Below are 17,450 nucleotides of genomic sequence, written 5' to 3'. Positions count from 1 at the left end.
AGTCTATTAAAAATTGCTGATGAATAATATTTTTACTCATCGCCTGATGCGGCCGCTTGCGGCCGCTTTTGTTGGCGCTCTCACTACCCTATCTTTCGCACCATACCAATTGTGGCAATTGGCCTTTGTTAGCCCTGCACTTTTACTGCTTTTAATGCATAAACAGACTCCAAAGTACAGCGCTTGGATAGGCTATTTTTGGGGATTAGGTCAGTTTGCAACGGGTATTAGCTGGGTACATGTCAGTATCGATACCTTTGGTGGAATGCCAAAAATCGCCAGCGTGTTCTTAATGGTGTTGTTGGTTGCTTATCTGGCTATTTATTCGGCGCTTTTCGGTTGGTTGATGAATCGATATTTTCAAACCAACAATCGAACGAGACTACTGCTTGCTGCTCCGATTATCTGGTTAATTTGCGATTGGTTACGCGGCTGGGTGATGACTGGCTTCCCATGGTTATGGTTAGGATACAGCCAAATTGATAGTCCTCTGGCCAATTTGGCCCCAGTAGGAGGAGTTGAGCTGCTCACGTTATTTGTTTTGCTCAGCTCAGGCTGTTTCGCATATTCAATCCTTCATAAATCGTGGTCAATGCTTGTCATCCCTGCAGTAATTTTTGCGACAAGTTATGGGCTAAGTGTTGCACGATGGGTGAGCCCTCAACCAGAGCGTTCAACCAAAGTAGCTTTGATCCAGGGAAACATCGATCAAGCTTTAAAATGGGTACCTTCTCATCGTTGGCCAACCATTATGAAATATACGGATCTCAGTCGAGAAAACTGGGATGCAGATATTATCATTTGGCCAGAAGCGGCTGTTCCAGCTTTCGAATACGAGCTTCCTTCTTATTTGAAGAGCCTTGATGAACTTGCACGTATGAACAATAGCGGAATTGTTTTAGGAATTCTTAATCAAGGTGAAAACAAACAGTTCTACAACAGTGTATTAGCGGTTGGTGGAACCAACGATGCTGAGTACGCCTACCAAAATGCAAGACGTTACAACAAGTATCATCTTCTTCCGTTTGGTGAATTCGTGCCTTTTGAAAGTCTACTGAGACCAATTGCACCATTCTTTAACTTACCGATGTCTTCGTTTAGCCGCGGTAGCTATATTCAACCGAATATCGATGTGAATGGCCATAAACTTGCCTCTGCGTTGTGTTACGAGATTATTTTCAACGAACAAGTGCGAAAAAATGTTAACGAGGATACTGATTTTATTCTGACTCTTTCAAACGATGCTTGGTTTGGTAAATCAATTGGCCCGTTACAACATATGGAAATTGCTCGTATGAGAGCACTAGAGATGGGTAAACCCGTAGTTCGCTCAACAAACAATGGAGTTACGGCAGTTACAGATCATCTAGGACATATCGTCAAACAAATCCCTCAGTTTGAGACAGGTGTACTCAAAGCCGAAGTGGTACCTACACGGGGACAAACACCTTACCATTGGTACGGTAGCTGGCCATTGTATATCTGGGTGATATTTGGACTAATCGCAAGTGTAATCAACCAACGAAAGCCAAAACCAGAATAATATAGATACAAGTTAAAAGAGCCCAAAGGGCTCTTTTGTTATTTTAGATTGAGTGATAGCTAAGGTTTGAGTGGCAAACGCCCAAATACTTTATTACCACAATGGATACATGGGGCTATTTCTGATGGATGGTTATATTGCACTTTGTGACCGCAACTTTCACAAACCAGCACACCAAGACCAATCATATCGCCAGCTTGGTATAACCCTTGGTGTTCTAAGTCCTGAAACAGTTCAACCCATTCCACTTTGGTTCTGTCAGTGATATCAAGCAATCCTTGCCAAATTGAGTCTGCAATCATCAGGTAAAATGGGCCACTTTTACTCTCTTCATAACTTTCAGCGAATTCCTTCAAGTCCGACTTAACATATTCAGATATAAGGGATAATTCATCTTTGGTTAAATCATTGGCCGCACTGACAATTTTGCCAGAAGTTTCCACAATATGACTGACTTCTTCACGGCTGTGCTTGAGAGTTTCAACGACATCTTTAAGTAATGCTTCATAACCAGATTTTTGTTTTGGCATAAGACCTCTCTTTCAAATCGGATTGGCTATTGTTGTGCTGTGCTCCTTTATGTATTCTATGTCGATCTAAAAGAGTCTGTTCAAACTGAACTCACAAATTCCAAGAGAACCGGATATCATCGATGCAAGAGCAATACAACCCGCAAGACATTGAACAAAAAGTTCAACAGCACTGGGATAACAACAAAACTTTCGTTGTAAGTGAAGACCCAAATAAAGAAAAATTCTACTGTCTGTCTATGTTTCCATACCCTAGTGGTCGACTGCACATGGGTCACGTTCGTAACTACACCATCGGTGATGTGGTTTCTCGCTTCCAGCGTTTACAAGGCAAGAACGTTATGCAACCTATCGGTTGGGATGCATTCGGTCTGCCAGCAGAAAATGCTGCGGTAAAAAACAAGACAGCGCCCGCTCCTTGGACATACGAAAACATCGAATACATGAAAAACCAACTTAAGTTGTTGGGCTTTGGCTATGACTGGAATCGTGAATTCGCGACATGTCGTCCTGAGTACTACCGTTGGGAACAAGAGTTTTTCACTAAGCTTTACGAAAAAGGCTTGGTTTACAAAAAGACATCATCTGTAAACTGGTGTCCAAACGACCAAACTGTACTGGCTAACGAGCAAGTTGAAGATGGTTGCTGCTGGCGTTGTGATACTCCAGTTGAACAAAAAGAAATTCCACAGTGGTTCATTAAAATCACTGCATACGCACAAGAACTCCTAGACGATCTAGACAAACTTGATGGCTGGCCAGAAATGGTTAAAACCATGCAACGCAACTGGATTGGCCGCTCTGAAGGTGTTGAACTTAAGTTCGAAGTGAAAGGCGAAGCTCAAGATCTTGAAGTGTACACCACTCGTCCTGACACACTAATGGGCGTAACGTATGTAGGTATCGCAGCTGGTCATCCTCTAGCAACGAAAGCAGCTGCAACTAACCCAGCGCTAGCAACTTTCATTGATGAGTGTAAGAACACTAAAGTTGCAGAAGCAGAAATCGCGACGATGGAAAAGAAAGGCATGGCAACAGGTCTAACTGCTATCCATCCATTAAACGGTCGTGAAGTTCCTGTTTACGTAGCAAACTTCGTACTGATGGACTACGGCACAGGCGCTGTAATGGCTGTACCTGCTCACGACCAACGTGACTACGAGTTCGCCACTAAGTACGGTTTAGATATCGTTCCTGTAATCAAACCTCTTGATGGTAGCGAGCTGGATATCTCTGAAGCGGCATACACGGAAAAAGGTGTACTGTTTGACTCAGGTGAATTTGATGGACTTGAATTCCAAGCAGCATTCGATGCTATCTCTGCAAAATTACAAGCAGAAGGTAAAGGTACTAAGACAGTGAACTTCCGTCTGCGTGACTGGGGTGTATCTCGTCAACGTTACTGGGGCGCGCCAATTCCAATGGTAACGACTGAAGATGGTCAAGTTCATCCTGTTCCAGCAGATCAACTACCAGTGATTCTGCCTGAAGACGTGACTATGGATGGCGTAACCAGCCCAATTAAAGCAGACAAAGAGTGGGCAAAAACCACTTTCAACGGCGAACCAGCACTACGTGAAACCGATACATTTGATACATTCATGGAGTCTTCTTGGTATTACGCTCGTTACTGTTCTCCACAAGCTGATGACATTCTAGATCCAGAAAAAGCGAACTACTGGTTACCAGTAGACCAATACATCGGTGGTATTGAACACGCGTGTATGCACCTGTTGTACTCTCGTTTCTTCCACAAGTTGCTACGTGATGCAGGTTATGTAACGTCTGACGAGCCATTCAAACAGCTACTTTGCCAAGGCATGGTACTGGCTGATGCTTTCTTCCTGACAAACGAGAAAGGCACAAAAGAGTGGATCTCACCAACTGAAGTGAAAGTTGAACGTGACGGTAAAGGTAACATTACTTCTGCAGTAGATAACCAAGGTCGCAGCGTTGAGCACTCAGGCATGATCAAAATGTCTAAGTCAAAGAACAACGGTATTGACCCTCAAGAAATGGTTGATAAATACGGCGCAGATACAGTACGCCTATTTATGATGTTCGCATCACCTGCTGATATGACTCTAGAATGGCAAGAATCTGGCGTTGAAGGTGCAAACCGCTTCCTTAAACGTGTTTGGAAACTGGCTCGTGAGCATTCATCGAAAGGTGTTGCTGTAGCTGTTGATGCAAGCGCACTAACTGCTGACCAAAAAGCTCTTCGTCGTGATGTACATAAAACAATTGCCAAAGTAACGGACGATATCGCTCGTCGCCAAACGTTCAACACGGCAATTGCAGCGATCATGGAACTGATGAACAAGCTGACAAAAGCGTCACAAGAGTCAGAACAAGATCGTGCAATTTTGGATGAAGCAGTAAAAGCAATAACGCTAATGCTTTACCCTATTGCGCCACACATTTGTTTTGAAATGTGGACAGCACTTGGTGAGTCAGATATCGATGCCGCTGCGTGGCCAACGTTCGATGAAGCAGCGTTAGTTGAAGATGAAAAGCTGATCGTTGTTCAAGTAAACGGCAAACTGCGCGGTAAGTTAACCGTAGCGGCTGATGCAACGAAAGAACAAGTTGAAGAACTTGGTCTTAACGATGAGAACGTAGTGAAATTTACTGAAGGTCTAACCGTACGTAAAGTTATCTACGTTCCTGGTAAGCTGCTGAATATCGTAGCGAACTAATTCGAACTTGAGTTGTCTGTAAACAGGGCTTAATGCCCTGTTTACTTATGTTAGTGCATAACGCTTTGTGCCCTAACATAAGTAATCTAACGAGAATAATAATCCCATGCGTTTTACATGTTCGTCTTTTATGAAATTGTCACTGGTTCTCCTCTCAACAACGTTACTGAGTGCGTGCGGTTTTCACTTACGTGGTGATTACGATGTTCCCGACGAACTTAGTAAACTTTCTATAACCAGTTACGACCAGTACAGCACTTTTACGCGCATGGTTACTCGTCAATTACGTATGAATGAAATTGAAATCGTACAGCCAGCTGACGATGTGCCGAATGTTCACTTGATTAGTGAAGGAACGGGTGAACGCACACTCTCTCTTTACCAAACAACCCGCGCGGCTGAAATTGAACTAACATTCGTAGCAAGCTATAGAGTGACAATTCCAGATCTAGGTACCAAAACGTTTTCGACCAGCGTTACTCGCAGCTATTTGGATAACCCTCTCACCGCGTTAGCTAAATCGGTGGAAAGAGACATGATCGAAGATGAGATGCGTAAGCTTGCAGCCACACAAATTGTCCGTCAGATGGGTCGTCTAAAAGCCGCCATTCAAGCAGGCACTTTGGATGATACTACTGACGAAGAAGACACTGAGAAAAGCGACAACAGCAACGAGTCATACCTCATCGATACTATTGAAACTCACCAAGAGCCATCAGCTCAACCGGAAACTGAGTAGTACCCACAATGAGAGTCTACGCCGATAAACTCGCGGATTCATTACAGAAATCGTTGTTACCCGTTTATCTCATTTTCGGTGGAGAGCCACTGCTGACTCAAGAGTCTGTTAAAGCAATAGAAACTAAAGCGCGAAGTGAAGGTTTCGAAGAGAAACATCATTTCACCGTTGATAACGGTTTAGATTGGAATCAAGTGTATGACAGCTGTCAATCTTTAAGCCTATTTAGCAGCAGACAGATCATTGTATTAGAGATTGCTGAGGCTGGCCTTAATGCGGCTTTATCGAAATCGTTGGCATCTGTCGCTGAATATCTCAATCCAGACATTGTTCTGATAGTGATAGGCAATAAGCTAACTAAAGCTCAAGAAAGTACCGCTTGGTTTAAGGCTCTAATTGCTAAAGGTTGCTTGGTTAACTGTTTAACGCCGGATTTATCTCGACTGCCTCAGTTTGTGTTGGCTCGTTGCCGAAAGTTGGGACTTAACCCCGATGCAGAAGCAATACAAATGCTCGCACAATGGCATGAAGGCAATCTGTTTGCGTTGATGCAAAGTTTGGAAAAACTGGCTCTCAATTATCCTGATGGTCAATTAACCCTAGTTCGCCTTCAAGAATCGTTAGACAGACACAACCACTTCACTCCGTTTCATTGGATGGATGCACTTTTAGAAGGTAAAGCGAATCGAGCTCAACGAATTTTAAGACAGCTGGAAGCGGAAGCGGTCGAACCTATTATCCTGATGAGGACCTTGCAAAAAGAGCTATTAATGTTGCTACAAATGAAGCAACAGCTTAATAGTTTAGGGATAAGCGCAGTGTTTGATAAACATCGAGTATGGTCAAACAAGCGTCCGCTTTACTCTGCAGCACTGCAACGACTGCCTTTAAGTAAATTGCAGCACCTGATTAGGCTACTTGCTCAAACGGAAGTCTTGGCTAAAACTCAATACGAGCAGCCTAGCTGGCCACTTCTTCATCAGTTAAGCGTAGAGTTCGCCGTTCCTCAGGCAAACATCCCTTTGCCAGTTTAAACAGTGTTATACTGCGCACCTAAATAGTAAAAATTGTACCAATAGACCATTTCAGAGGAATACCCCTTGCAACGCGAAGAATTAAATACCTTTCTTGCAGACAAAGTTGACGACATGAAAGCCGTTGACATCATCACCTTAGACGTACAAGGTAAATCAAGTGTGACTGATTACATGATCATTTGTACTGGCACTTCAAAACGTCACGTTTCTTCAATTGCAGACCACGTTGCAAGTGAAGCGAAAAAAATTGGTTTCGACCCGTTAGGTATGGATGGCGAAAACGAAGGTGAATGGGTTGTGGTTGATATGGGAACAACCATGGTGCACGTAATGCAGGAAGAACAGCGTGAAATGTACCAACTAGAAAAACTTTGGAGCTAATGTGAAAATTCAGCTTATTGCCGTAGGCACTAAAATGCCTAAATGGGTTGAAGAAGGCTTTCAAGAATACCGCCGTCGATTCCCTCACGATATGCCACTCGAGTTAGTTGAGATCCCAGCTGGCAAACGAGGCAAAAATGCTGATATTGCAAGAATACTGCAAAAAGAAGGCGAAGCTATGTTAGCTGCCGTGCCAAAAGGCAACAGAATTGTTACCCTCGACATTCCAGGAAAACGCTGGGATACAGAGGAACTCGCTGGCCAGCTTGAAAGCTGGAAACTAGACGCAAGAGACGTATCAATTTTGATTGGAGGACCTGAAGGTCTTTCACCAGCCTGTAAAGCTGCTGCTGACCAAAGCTGGTCTTTATCACCTTTGACTTTGCCACATCCGTTAGTTCGCGTCGTCATGGCGGAAAGCTTATATCGGGCGTGGAGTATTACTGCCAACCATCCATATCACCGAGAATAGGCATCGATGTTACGTAAGAGTAACCCGTTTCGAGATTACATCGCTGAAGCACGACTTTTCAAAAGTCGTGCTGTGGTATCTTTTGTTGGCATTGTGTTCATGATGGGAATTCTTGTCGCGAACCTCTACAACATTCAGGTAAATCAATACCAAGATTACAAAACTCGTTCTAACGATAACCGTATCAAAGTTGTCCCTATCGCTCCCAATCGCGGCTTAATCTACGATAGAAACGGACGACTATTGGCGGAAAACCGCCCTGTATTTAACTTGGAAATCACTCCGGAACAAGTTAAAGATATCGATGCTACTATCGTTCGTTTGCAAGAATTCCTAGAAATTACACCGGAAAAAATCGCCACATTTGATAAAGAACGTCGTCACTCTCGTCGATTTAACTCAGTTCCGTTACTAACACAACTTACTGAAACTGAAGTAGCTAAATTCTCGGTACAACAACACAAATTTCCCGGCGTCACAGTTACAGCTAGCCTAAAACGTTATTACCCTTATGGCGAAGTGCTCACTCACGTTATCGGCTATGTATCCCGAATCAACGATAAAGATATTGAACGTCTTGAGCGAGATGGAGAAGTAGCCAATTACCAAGCTACGCGCGATATCGGTAAGCTCGGTATTGAACGCTACTATGAAAGTACTCTGCACGGCACCGCTGGGTACCAAGAAGTTGAAGTCAATAGTCGCGGTCGAATCATTCGTACTCTTAAATACGTACCACCAGTGCCAGGTAAAGACATCGTCCTAAACCTAGACATCGATTTGCAGCTCTATGTACACAAACTACTCGATGGGCGTCGCGGCTCAGCGGTAGTACTTGATCCAAAAGACAACGGTATCTTAGCCATGGTTTCTAGCCCAAGCTACGATCCAAATGCCTTCGTCCATGGGATTTCAGGTAAAGAGTACAGTAACCTTTTAAACGATAAGAATCGCCCGCTGGTAAACCGAACCACTCTTGGTATTTACCCTCCAGGTTCTACCGTAAAACCTTTTATTGCCGTATCAGCACTCAAAGAAGGCGTGATTACACCTAATACCACACGAAACGACCCAGGTTTTTGGAAAATCCCGAATTCCACCACTCGTCCATTCCGTGACTGGCTTCGTTGGGGACACGGTAGAGTGGACATCATCAAAGCGCTTGAAGAGTCTGTCGATACCTTCTTTTATCAAATTGCTTACGATATGGGTATTGACCGTCTTTCTGACTGGATGATGCGCTTTGGTTTTGGTGATTACACTGGCATCGACATATACGAAGAAAGCAAAGCCAATATGCCTACACGTGAGTGGAAACTCTCTCGTCACCGTACACCTTGGTATCAAGGTGATACCATCCCTGTTGGTATCGGCCAAGGCTACTGGACAGCTACTCCAATGCAAATTGCCAAAGCTACATCAGTTTTAGTTCATGAAGGTGAAGTTTGGGCACCCCATTTGTTGCGTTCTACCATTGATAACGGTGAAGAGTTCACACACCAGAAAGAAGCTGAATATGTGAGTTACCCTCCTATCACAGGTGTGCCTAAAAAATACTGGGAAATGGCAACCGAAGGTATGTATTTGGTAAACCATGGAAATAAAGGAACAGCAAGACGTGCTTTCCAAAATCTAAAATACAAAAGTGCCGGTAAATCAGGAACGGCACAGGTATTCGGATTAGCGGAAGGACAAGAGTACAATGCGGACGAACTGGCAGAACACTTACGCGATCACGCGTTGTTTACTGGTTTTGCCCCAGTTGATGACCCACAGGCTATTGTCACTATCGTTTTGGAGAACGCAGGTGGCGGTTCAACCAACGGCGCACCCGTAGTTAGACGTATATTCGATCACATCATTTTGGGCGCTAAAGAGGACGACGAGCAATGAAACTGGATCCGTCAACAGGACAAAGCCGAGCTCTATTTGAAAGGCTCCACATAGACCTGCCTCTACTGATTGGTATTTTGATCGTATTTGGTTTTGCACTTATGGTCATGTATAGCGCCAGCGGTCAAAGCATGGCGATGATGGATCGTCAGGCGATGCGTATGGTTTTAGCCTTAACCGTCATGATTGGTTTAGCGCAGATTTCACCACGTACTTATGAAAGTCTTGCCCCGCTGCTTTACTTCGCCGGCATTGTTCTGCTTCTGGGTGTACTCTTTTTTGGTGAATCCTCTAAAGGTGCACAGCGCTGGTTAAACCTTGGTTTTGTGCGCTTTCAGCCCTCAGAACTGCTAAAACTAGCCGTTCCTTTGATGGTGGCTCGTTATGTAGGTAAGCGCCCGCTTCCTTCTAACTTCCCAACACTGGTGGCATCCATTGTCATGGTATTAGTACCTACAATATTGATTGCTAAGCAACCAGACTTGGGTACATCGATCCTTATTGCCGCTTCGGGTATTTTCGTTATTTTCCTAGCTGGTATCAGTTGGAAAATTATCATTGCTGCTGCTGTCGGAGTCGGTGCTTTTATCCCTGTTTTGTGGTTTTTCTTAATGCGGGAATATCAGAAGGTTCGCGTGCGAACACTGTTTAACCCAGAATCAGACCCATTAGGTGCGGGTTACCACATCATCCAAAGTAAAATCGCTATCGGTTCTGGCGGTATTTCAGGTAAAGGTTGGCTACATGGCACACAATCTCAACTAGAGTTTCTACCGGAGCGACATACTGACTTTATCTTTGCAGTTATCGCCGAAGAATGGGGCATGATTGGCATCTTAGGTCTTCTATCCGTTTATCTGTTTATTATCGGACGAGGACTCTATTTGGCAAGCAATGCTCAAACTGCGTTTGGCCGTATGATGGCAGGCAGTATTGTTCTGAGCTTTTTCGTTTACGTATTTGTGAATATCGGCATGGTGAGCGGCATTCTACCAGTTGTAGGTGTTCCTCTTCCTCTGGTCAGCTATGGTGGTACATCAATGGTTACCTTGATGGCTGGCTTCGGTATCCTAATGTCGATTCACACTCACAGAAAAGCATTTTCAAAGGCGACTTAATGAAATTGAAAGCGTTCTTTTTTCCGCTATTAGTGTTGATGATTCTGGCTGGCTGTTCAACATCAGGCGGACGTTATGATATTAAAGATGATGTTGCGCCAAATACGCCAATTTCGGTAGAACACATTGAAGATGCACATCCTCAATATGAACCTTATAGTCGTGGCGGAAACAAAAATTACACGCTACGTGGTGAGACTTATCAGATCGTTAAAAACACTGACGGTTTTAAAGAACAAGGGCAAGCGTCTTGGTATGGTAAGAAGTTCCATGGACACTTAACCTCCAACGGCGAAATCTATGACATGTACTCGATGAGTGCTGCACATAAAACATTGCCAATACCAAGTTACGTGAAAGTAACGAATCTTGATAACAACAAAACGGCGATAGTAAGAGTCAACGACCGCGGTCCATTTCACTCCGGACGTATCATTGACTTAAGCTATGCCGCAGCTTACAAACTGGATGTCATTAAAACCGGTACCGCAAATGTTGCGATTGAAGTAATTAAAGTGGATAAGCCACTGACAACCATAGTTAAAAACTCAGACCCAAGGTATGTAATTCAGGTCGCATCTTCACAAAATGAAGAAAGAGTTCGAACTTTATCGCAAAATTTGGGACAAAGCTTATCGGTGCAAAGTTTTATTGATAGTGAAAACGGTAGCCATAGAGCTGTTTTAGGCCCTTTTACTGACTATACGCTGACTCAAGAAACATTAGAGCGTGTAAAGTCCTTAGGTTACGAAACCGCATTTATTAAAAAGTACCAAGTTGCACAGTAATGACGAACGAGCCAAGTCATATCGGCTCTGGTTTGAATAGTCGTTTCTGTTAAGATATACACAACCAACTAAATAACACGCATTTACCATGAAAAAATTGATTCTAAATTCTGTTCTGGCGTCGTCCACTGCGCTTTCTACTCTTGTCTCATTCGCAGCCGCAGCTGCACCTATTGTTATGCCAGACGCACCACAGATCGCCGCTAAGGGCTACGTTCTGATGGATTTTCATTCAGGTAAGATTCTGGCTGAAAAAGAGATGGACACTAAGCTGTCTCCTGCAAGTTTAACTAAGATGATGACAAGCTACGTTATCGGCCAAGAACTCGCGCGTGGAAATATTTCGCCTAATGACGACGTTGTCATTAGTAAAAACGCTTGGGCTAAAAACTTCCCAGACTCTTCTAAGATGTTTATCGAAGTTGGTACAACGGTAAAAGTGAGCGACCTAAACCGCGGTATCATCATCCAATCGGGTAACGATGCTTGTGTGGCTATGGCTGAGCACATTGCGGGTTCTGAAGATGCATTCGTAGACTTAATGAATGCTTGGGCAAGCTCACTGAAAATGACCAATACGCATTTCGCGAACGTACATGGTCTGGATGATCCAAATCTATACTCAACACCTCACGATATGGCTCTACTGGGTCAAGCTCTGATTCGTGATGTTCCAGATGAGTACGCACTTTACTCTGAGCAAAAATTTACTTACAACGGCATCACTCAATACAACCGTAACGGTCTGTTATGGGATAAGAGCATGAACGTTGATGGTATTAAAACCGGTCACACTTCGAACGCGGGTTACAGCCTAGTAAGTTCTGCTACTGAAGGGAAGATGCGTCTGGTAGCCGTTGTAATGGGCACCAAAGATGCTAATGCTCGTAAATCAGAAAGTAAAAAACTACTAAGTTACGGCTTCCGCTTCTTCGAAACCGTTGCGCCGCATAAGAAAGGCGAAACATTCGTTGAAGAACAAATTTGGATGGGCGACAAATCAACCGTTGCCCTAGGTGTTGACGAAGATACATATGTCACTCTTCCACGTGGTCAGGCGAAAAACCTAACGGCAAGCTTTGTACTTGAAAAAGAGCTTAAAGCCCCAATTAAGAAAGGTGACGTAGTAGGTAAGCTTTACTACCAAGTAGACAATGAAGATGTTGCTCAATACCCTCTATTAGCACTTGAAGATGTGAATGAAGGTAGCTTGTTCAGCCGTCTATGGGACTACATTGTTCTACTATTCAAAGGCTTGTTCTAATACCAAAGCGATTAGTTTTAAAAAGCCGCTTTTAGCGGCTTTTTTGTTCACTTGAGATCCACTTCGATAGGCTGTACTATTCCGCACCGCTTAATCGAATGCCAAACTTGGAGTTTCCAATATGTTGACCATCAACTCTGATGCAAAATTGAAAGACCTGCTTGAGTTCCCTTGTTCTTTTACCTACAAGGTGATGGGCCATGCTAAACCTGAATTACCAGAACTTGTTTTGGAAGTAATTCAACGCCACGCTCCTGGCGATTACAGCCCACGAGTTAAGCCAAGCGCGAAAGGTAACTATCACTCAGTATCGGTGACGATTACCGCGACTTCTATCGTGCAAGTTGAAACCCTGTACAAAGAACTGGGTGACATTGAAATTGTTCGAATGGTTCTATAACTGGACTAAAATCAAATAATTCGATATCGATTAAAATATTTTTGAAAGCAGCATAAAGCTGCTTTCTTTATATTTATCAGATTGTTAAAAAAACATTACTCAAAATATGGTCAAAAAAATGCCCACAATGAGTAGTTCATCGCTCCTAAGGCGTTTATAATCACCCAAATTTTTACAACCACTGACGGAATATGACACTAGATAACCAGCTTGTTGTCAGACAATGGGGTCGTCAAGACTACCACCCAGTTTGGCAGGCTATGCATGATTTTACCGATCAGCGTGACGATGAGACTCGTGATGAGGTCTGGCTTGTAGAACACAATCCAGTATTCACGCAAGGTCAGGCAGGTAAAGCGGAGCATTTGCTTAACACGGGTGATATTCCGGTTGTACAGAGCGACAGAGGTGGTCAGGTAACTTACCATGGTCCCGGTCAGTTAGTGGCTTACTTCTTAATTAACCTAAGAAGAAAAAAATTAGGTGTTAGAGATTTGGTAACAGACATTGAAAATCTCGTTATCAATACTCTTAAAGCTTACGATATTTCGTCCGCAGCACGACCTGATGCACCTGGCGTCTATGTTGACGGAAGAAAAATCTGTTCACTTGGACTTAGAATCCGAAAAGGCTGCTCGTTTCATGGGCTAGCATTAAATGTAAATATGGATCTCTCTCCTTTCTTGCGTATTAACCCATGCGGTTACCAAGGCATGGAAATGGTACAAGTGAGCAACTTAGGTGGACCAGCAGACATCCACCAAGTAGAACAACAATTAATCCAAGAACTCGTAAAGCTATTTGGCTACGAGCATGTCGAATTCAGCACTGAAGCACCCTCAATCGGTAACAAAGTATGAGCAAACCCATTCAAATGGAAAAAGGCGTCAAATACCGTGACGCTGATAAAATGGCACTGATTCCAGTTAAGAACATGCCAACTGAGCAAAAAGAAATTCTACGTAAACCTGAGTGGATGAAAATCAAGCTGCCAGCGGACAGCCAACGTATTCAAGACATCAAATCAGCGATGCGTAAGAACAATCTGCATTCAGTTTGTGAAGAAGCCTCTTGCCCTAACTTGGCCGAATGTTTCAACCACGGTACTGCAACCTTTATGATTTTAGGTGCTATCTGTACACGTCGTTGCCCATTCTGTGACGTTGCCCATGGTCGCCCTGTTGCTCCAGAAACAGACGAGCCTCAAAAACTAGCGAAAACTATTAGCGATATGAAGCTCAAGTACGTGGTTATTACCTCAGTTGACCGTGATGACTTACGTGATGGTGGTGCACAGCACTTTGCTGACTGTAACCGTGAAATTCGTGCACTGAATCCGAACATTCGCATCGAAACACTGGTTCCTGATTTCCGTGGTCGTATGGATATTGCACTGGATCTGTTGAAAGACAACCCGCCAGATGTGTTCAACCACAACTTAGAAACGGCACCGCGTTTGTACCGTAAAGCGCGTCCAGGTGCGAACTATAAGTGGTCACTACAGCTACTACAAAAATTCAAAGAGCAGCATCCAGAAATCCCAACTAAATCGGGATTGATGATGGGGCTTGGTGAGACAAAAGAAGAGATCATCGAAGTGATGAAAGATCTGCGTGCTCACGGCGTAACAATGCTAACGCTAGGTCAATACTTAGCGCCAAGTCGTCACCACCTGCCTGTTGAACGTTACGTTCCACCAGCAGAGTTTGATGAGCTAAAAGAAGTTGCTCTTGGACTTGGCTTTACACATGCCGCATGTGGTCCATTTGTGCGTTCTTCATACCACGCAGATATGCAAGCTCAAGGTTTAGAAGTTAAGTAATCCATACTTAGATAACTAAATCGGTTAAAAGGCGATATGTCTTCGGATATGTCGCCTTTTTTGTGTCTATGATTGAATAGATGCAAATAGTTTTATAGGCTTACCACTGACTTTTTAAATCATGAAGGACAATGATAATGAAAAATTTAACGATGCTCGCTCTAGCTCTGACCGCAGCAGCCATTACAGCCGGTTGTTCTTCGAACACTCAAACAGACAACTACCGTGAAGCCTCTTTTGAACTCTGTAATACAGAAGTGGATATTTATTCGGTCAGTGACGACGGCAAAGTTCGGATTGTTTGCTCAGATGGTTCTAAATTCGCTCTGGCAAGTGAAGATACGCTAGAAGTGATGCGTGAAATTAATATCGAATACTGTGATGGTGAAGGTCTAGGTAAGTTTACAGAAAGTAACAAATACTACATGTTCAAATGTAAATCCGGCACGTTAATCAGTATGGCGAAATAGAATTGGTCATTGTTCTTTAACCACAGAAAGCCAGTTTCAAAACATAAAAAAGGCCTGCTATGCAGGCCTTTTCAATATCTTGTAAAGATTAAGCGTAAACAGGTAGACGCTTACAGATATCAAGAACTTTTTGTTTAGTTGCTTCGATAACTGCTTCGTCGTTGATGTTGTCTAGAACATCACACATCCAGTTAGCTAGTGCTTTCGCATCTTCTTCACCGAAACCACGACGAGTGATCGCAGGAGTACCAACACGGATACCAGAAGTTACGAATGGGCTGCGAGGATCGTTCGGCACTGAGTTTTTGTTTACAGTGATGTTTGCTGCACCAAGTGCTGCATCTGCTTCTTTACCAGTGATGTCTTTGTCGATTAGGTCAACAAGGAACAGGTGGTTTTCAGTACCGTTAGATACGATTTTGTAACCACGCTCTTGGAATTGAGCAACCATTGCCTTCGCGTTCTTAACAACACGCTGTTGGTAAGCTTTGAATTCAGGTTCCATAGCTTCTTTGAACGCTACCGCTTTACCAGCAATAACATGCATTAGAGGACCACCTTGGCCGCCAGGGAATACTGCTGAGTTCAGCTTCTTGTACATCTCTTCGCCAGCGTTTGAAAGAATCAAACCACCACGTGGGCCAGCTAGAGTTTTGTGAGTTGTAGTCGTTACGACGTGAGCGTGTGGGATTGGTGTTGGGTATACGCCAGCAGCAATCAGACCAGCAACGTGTGCCATATCAACAAACAAGTAAGCATCTACTTTGTCAGCGATTTCGCGCATGCGTTTCCAATCAACGATTTGAGAGTAAGCTGAGAAACCACCGATAATCATCTTAGGTTTGTGCTCTAGAGCAAGTGCTTCCATCTCGTCGTAGTTGATTTGACCAGCTTCGTCGATACCGTAAGGAATAACATTGTAGTGTTTACCAGAGAAGTTAACTGGTGAACCGTGAGTCAAGTGACCACCGTGAGCTAGGCTCATACCTAGAACTGTGTCACCTGGATTTAGAAGAGCCATGTACACTGCGCTGTTTGCTTGTGAGCCAGAGTGAGGCTGAACGTTAGCATATTCGCAACCAAATAGTTGGCATGCACGATCGATTGCTAGAGCTTCCGCTTTATCCACGTACTCACAACCGCCGTAGTAACGCTTGCCAGGGTAGCCTTCAGCGTATTTGTTTGTTAGCTGAGAACCTTGAGCTTCCATTACACGCGGACTGGTGTAGTTTTCTGAAGCGATAAGTTCGATGTGCTCTTCTTGGCGAAGAGTTTCTTCCTGAATGGCAGCGTATAGCTCCGGATCATAATCAGCGATGTTCATATCACGCTTAAGCATCTGTATCTCCTGACTCAGATTTGACTGAAAGTAGCAAAAAACCACACAACGACCAAAAGCAAACGTTTTCGTCACCGTAATATGGCGCGCATTCTACATAATTTGATTTATATCATAAAGCCCAAATTACAGAATTTATCATGCAGTTTTTTCATGTTGATTAACAATACTGCTCATCTTTAAAGCTTTTAAGATGAGTGTCTACATTTTCTTTACACAGTGTAAATTTGGAATTACATAGGTTTACCCTAATTTTTGTTCGCTAGCTACCGAAAAGATCGGGTTTTAATTAGTATCCACTTATTCTTTACCAATTACTTATTTTTTAGCAATTAATGGCATCTCAAATGGAAACACATTCACGGAAGGAAGACTGGATAGCAATCTTCACTGGCACATTTATCGTGTCCCAAGGCTTATTTTTTCTCAAAGCAGCCAATCTTATAACTGGTGGCACCGCGGGTTTGGCACTTCTTTTGACTCATATTTTCCCTTGGAGCTTCGGTACACTGTATTTCTTCGTTAACGTGCCGTTCTATCTGCTCGCTTGGAAACGCTTCGGTGTTAAGTTCTCGGTTAACACAGCAATCTCTTGTGGCTTGGTTTCTGTTTTTACGGATCACCTTTCGAACTTCATTGCCATAGAACATATTGATGCAGCTTACTGTGCTTTGGCTGGCGGCTTGTTAACTGGCTTAGGTATGTTGATTCTATTCCGCCACCGCTCAAGCTTGGGTGGTTTTAACGTGCTATGCCTGTTCATACAAGACAAATTCGGTATTTCAGTTGGTAAGACACAGTTAGTTTTAGACTGCATTATTGTTTTCGCATCTCTATTCTACTTAACACCATCGGTCATCATGTTCTCTATTGCTGGTGCTGTAGTACTGAATATCGTGCTTGCCATGAACCACAAGCCATCTCGCTATTCGGTCAAATATATCTGAAACTCATA

17 protein-coding genes are annotated in these 17,450 nt (G+C 43.5%); 15 read left to right on the top strand and 2 right to left on the bottom strand.

Translation table 11 applies throughout. The features are described 5' to 3' along the window. Nucleotides 1–19: 19 nt before the first annotated feature. Nucleotides 20–1,543, top strand: coding sequence for an apolipoprotein N-acyltransferase (lnt, locus tag ACOSVQ_RS00840; RefSeq protein WP_491980719.1), 1,524 nt, complete (start codon nucleotides 20–22; stop codon nucleotides 1,541–1,543). 59 nt (nucleotides 1,544–1,602) lie between these two features. On the opposite strand, the gene ACOSVQ_RS00835 is transcribed toward lnt, so the two are convergent. Further along, nucleotides 1,603–2,073: a zinc ribbon-containing protein gene (locus tag ACOSVQ_RS00835; RefSeq protein ID WP_491980718.1), complete on the bottom strand. Its 471-nt coding sequence runs from the start codon at nucleotides 2,071–2,073 to the stop codon at nucleotides 1,603–1,605. A gap of 122 nt (nucleotides 2,074–2,195) precedes the next feature. On the opposite strand from ACOSVQ_RS00835, the gene leuS reads away from it, so the two are divergent. The 13 genes from leuS to ACOSVQ_RS00770 all read left to right on the top strand — a co-directional run bounded on the left by leuS (nucleotide 2,196) and on the right by ACOSVQ_RS00770 (nucleotide 15,156). Then, on the top strand, nucleotides 2,196–4,772 hold the full coding sequence (leuS, locus tag ACOSVQ_RS00830; protein WP_491980717.1) for a leucine--tRNA ligase: 2,577 nt from the start codon (nucleotides 2,196–2,198) through the stop codon (nucleotides 4,770–4,772). Nucleotides 4,773–4,878: 106 nt separating this feature from the next. Further along, nucleotides 4,879–5,511, top strand: a complete 633-nt coding sequence (locus ACOSVQ_RS00825; RefSeq protein ID WP_491980716.1) for an LPS-assembly lipoprotein LptE — start codon at nucleotides 4,879–4,881, stop codon at nucleotides 5,509–5,511. Nucleotides 5,512–5,519: 8 nt separating this feature from the next. After that, complete coding sequence (gene holA, locus ACOSVQ_RS00820; RefSeq protein ID WP_491980715.1) at nucleotides 5,520–6,545, top strand: DNA polymerase III subunit delta; 1,026 nt, start codon at nucleotides 5,520–5,522, stop codon at nucleotides 6,543–6,545. A 66-nt stretch (nucleotides 6,546–6,611) separates the two neighbouring features. Continuing rightward, a complete protein-coding gene (rsfS, locus tag ACOSVQ_RS00815; RefSeq protein WP_042486474.1) occupies nucleotides 6,612–6,929 on the top strand; it encodes a ribosome silencing factor in 318 nt (105 codons plus the stop codon). A gap of 1 nt (nucleotide 6,930) precedes the next feature. Continuing rightward, the gene (gene rlmH / locus ACOSVQ_RS00810; protein WP_102940307.1) at nucleotides 6,931–7,401 is read left to right on the top strand and encodes a 23S rRNA (pseudouridine(1915)-N(3))-methyltransferase RlmH; all 471 of its coding nucleotides are present in this window, start codon (nucleotides 6,931–6,933) and stop codon (nucleotides 7,399–7,401) included. A gap of 6 nt (nucleotides 7,402–7,407) precedes the next feature. Further along, nucleotides 7,408–9,294, top strand: coding sequence for a penicillin-binding protein 2 (gene mrdA / locus ACOSVQ_RS00805; protein ID WP_491980714.1), 1,887 nt, complete (start codon nucleotides 7,408–7,410; stop codon nucleotides 9,292–9,294). After that, nucleotides 9,291–10,412 carry a rod shape-determining protein RodA gene (gene rodA / locus ACOSVQ_RS00800; RefSeq protein WP_491980713.1) on the top strand — a complete coding sequence of 374 codons (1,122 nt, stop codon included), beginning with the start codon at nucleotides 9,291–9,293 and terminating at the stop codon, nucleotides 10,410–10,412. Before mrdA ends, rodA begins: the two co-directional genes overlap by 4 nt. Beyond that, nucleotides 10,412–11,200 (top strand): septal ring lytic transglycosylase RlpA family protein, encoded by a 789-nt coding sequence (locus tag ACOSVQ_RS00795; RefSeq protein WP_491980712.1) that lies wholly within the window; start codon nucleotides 10,412–10,414, stop codon nucleotides 11,198–11,200. Before rodA ends, ACOSVQ_RS00795 begins: the two co-directional genes overlap by 1 nt. Nucleotides 11,201–11,288: 88 nt before the next feature. Further along, nucleotides 11,289–12,464 carry a serine hydrolase gene (locus ACOSVQ_RS00790; protein WP_491980711.1) on the top strand — a complete coding sequence of 392 codons (1,176 nt, stop codon included), beginning with the start codon at nucleotides 11,289–11,291 and terminating at the stop codon, nucleotides 12,462–12,464. 121 nt (nucleotides 12,465–12,585) lie between these two features. Beyond that, nucleotides 12,586–12,864 carry a DUF493 family protein YbeD gene (gene ybeD, locus ACOSVQ_RS00785; RefSeq protein ID WP_102940236.1) on the top strand — a complete coding sequence of 93 codons (279 nt, stop codon included), beginning with the start codon at nucleotides 12,586–12,588 and terminating at the stop codon, nucleotides 12,862–12,864. Between the two features lie 191 nt (nucleotides 12,865–13,055). Next, nucleotides 13,056–13,724 (top strand): lipoyl(octanoyl) transferase LipB, encoded by a 669-nt coding sequence (lipB, locus tag ACOSVQ_RS00780; protein WP_491980710.1) that lies wholly within the window; start codon nucleotides 13,056–13,058, stop codon nucleotides 13,722–13,724. Then, nucleotides 13,721–14,686 carry a lipoyl synthase gene (gene lipA, locus ACOSVQ_RS00775; protein ID WP_491980709.1) on the top strand — a complete coding sequence of 322 codons (966 nt, stop codon included), beginning with the start codon at nucleotides 13,721–13,723 and terminating at the stop codon, nucleotides 14,684–14,686. Before lipB ends, lipA begins: the two co-directional genes overlap by 4 nt. A 137-nt stretch (nucleotides 14,687–14,823) precedes the next feature. Further along, nucleotides 14,824–15,156, top strand: coding sequence for a hypothetical protein (locus ACOSVQ_RS00770; RefSeq protein WP_491980708.1), 333 nt, complete (start codon nucleotides 14,824–14,826; stop codon nucleotides 15,154–15,156). Between the two features lie 88 nt (nucleotides 15,157–15,244). Here ACOSVQ_RS00770 and glyA read toward each other — a convergent pair whose 3' ends face one another. Continuing rightward, the gene (gene glyA, locus ACOSVQ_RS00765; protein ID WP_491980707.1) at nucleotides 15,245–16,495 is read right to left on the bottom strand and encodes a serine hydroxymethyltransferase; all 1,251 of its coding nucleotides are present in this window, start codon (nucleotides 16,493–16,495) and stop codon (nucleotides 15,245–15,247) included. Between the two features lie 347 nt (nucleotides 16,496–16,842). Between glyA and ACOSVQ_RS00760 the strand changes: the two genes are divergently transcribed. Continuing rightward, nucleotides 16,843–17,442 (top strand): YitT family protein, encoded by a 600-nt coding sequence (locus ACOSVQ_RS00760; protein ID WP_491980706.1) that lies wholly within the window; start codon nucleotides 16,843–16,845, stop codon nucleotides 17,440–17,442. Nucleotides 17,443–17,450: the final 8 nt, after the last annotated feature.

It is taken from the genome of Vibrio sp. HM8-C (assembly GCF_058630515.1).
Note: the sequence above shows the minus strand (reverse complement) of the source record. Positions and strands in the feature narration are given on the sequence as shown.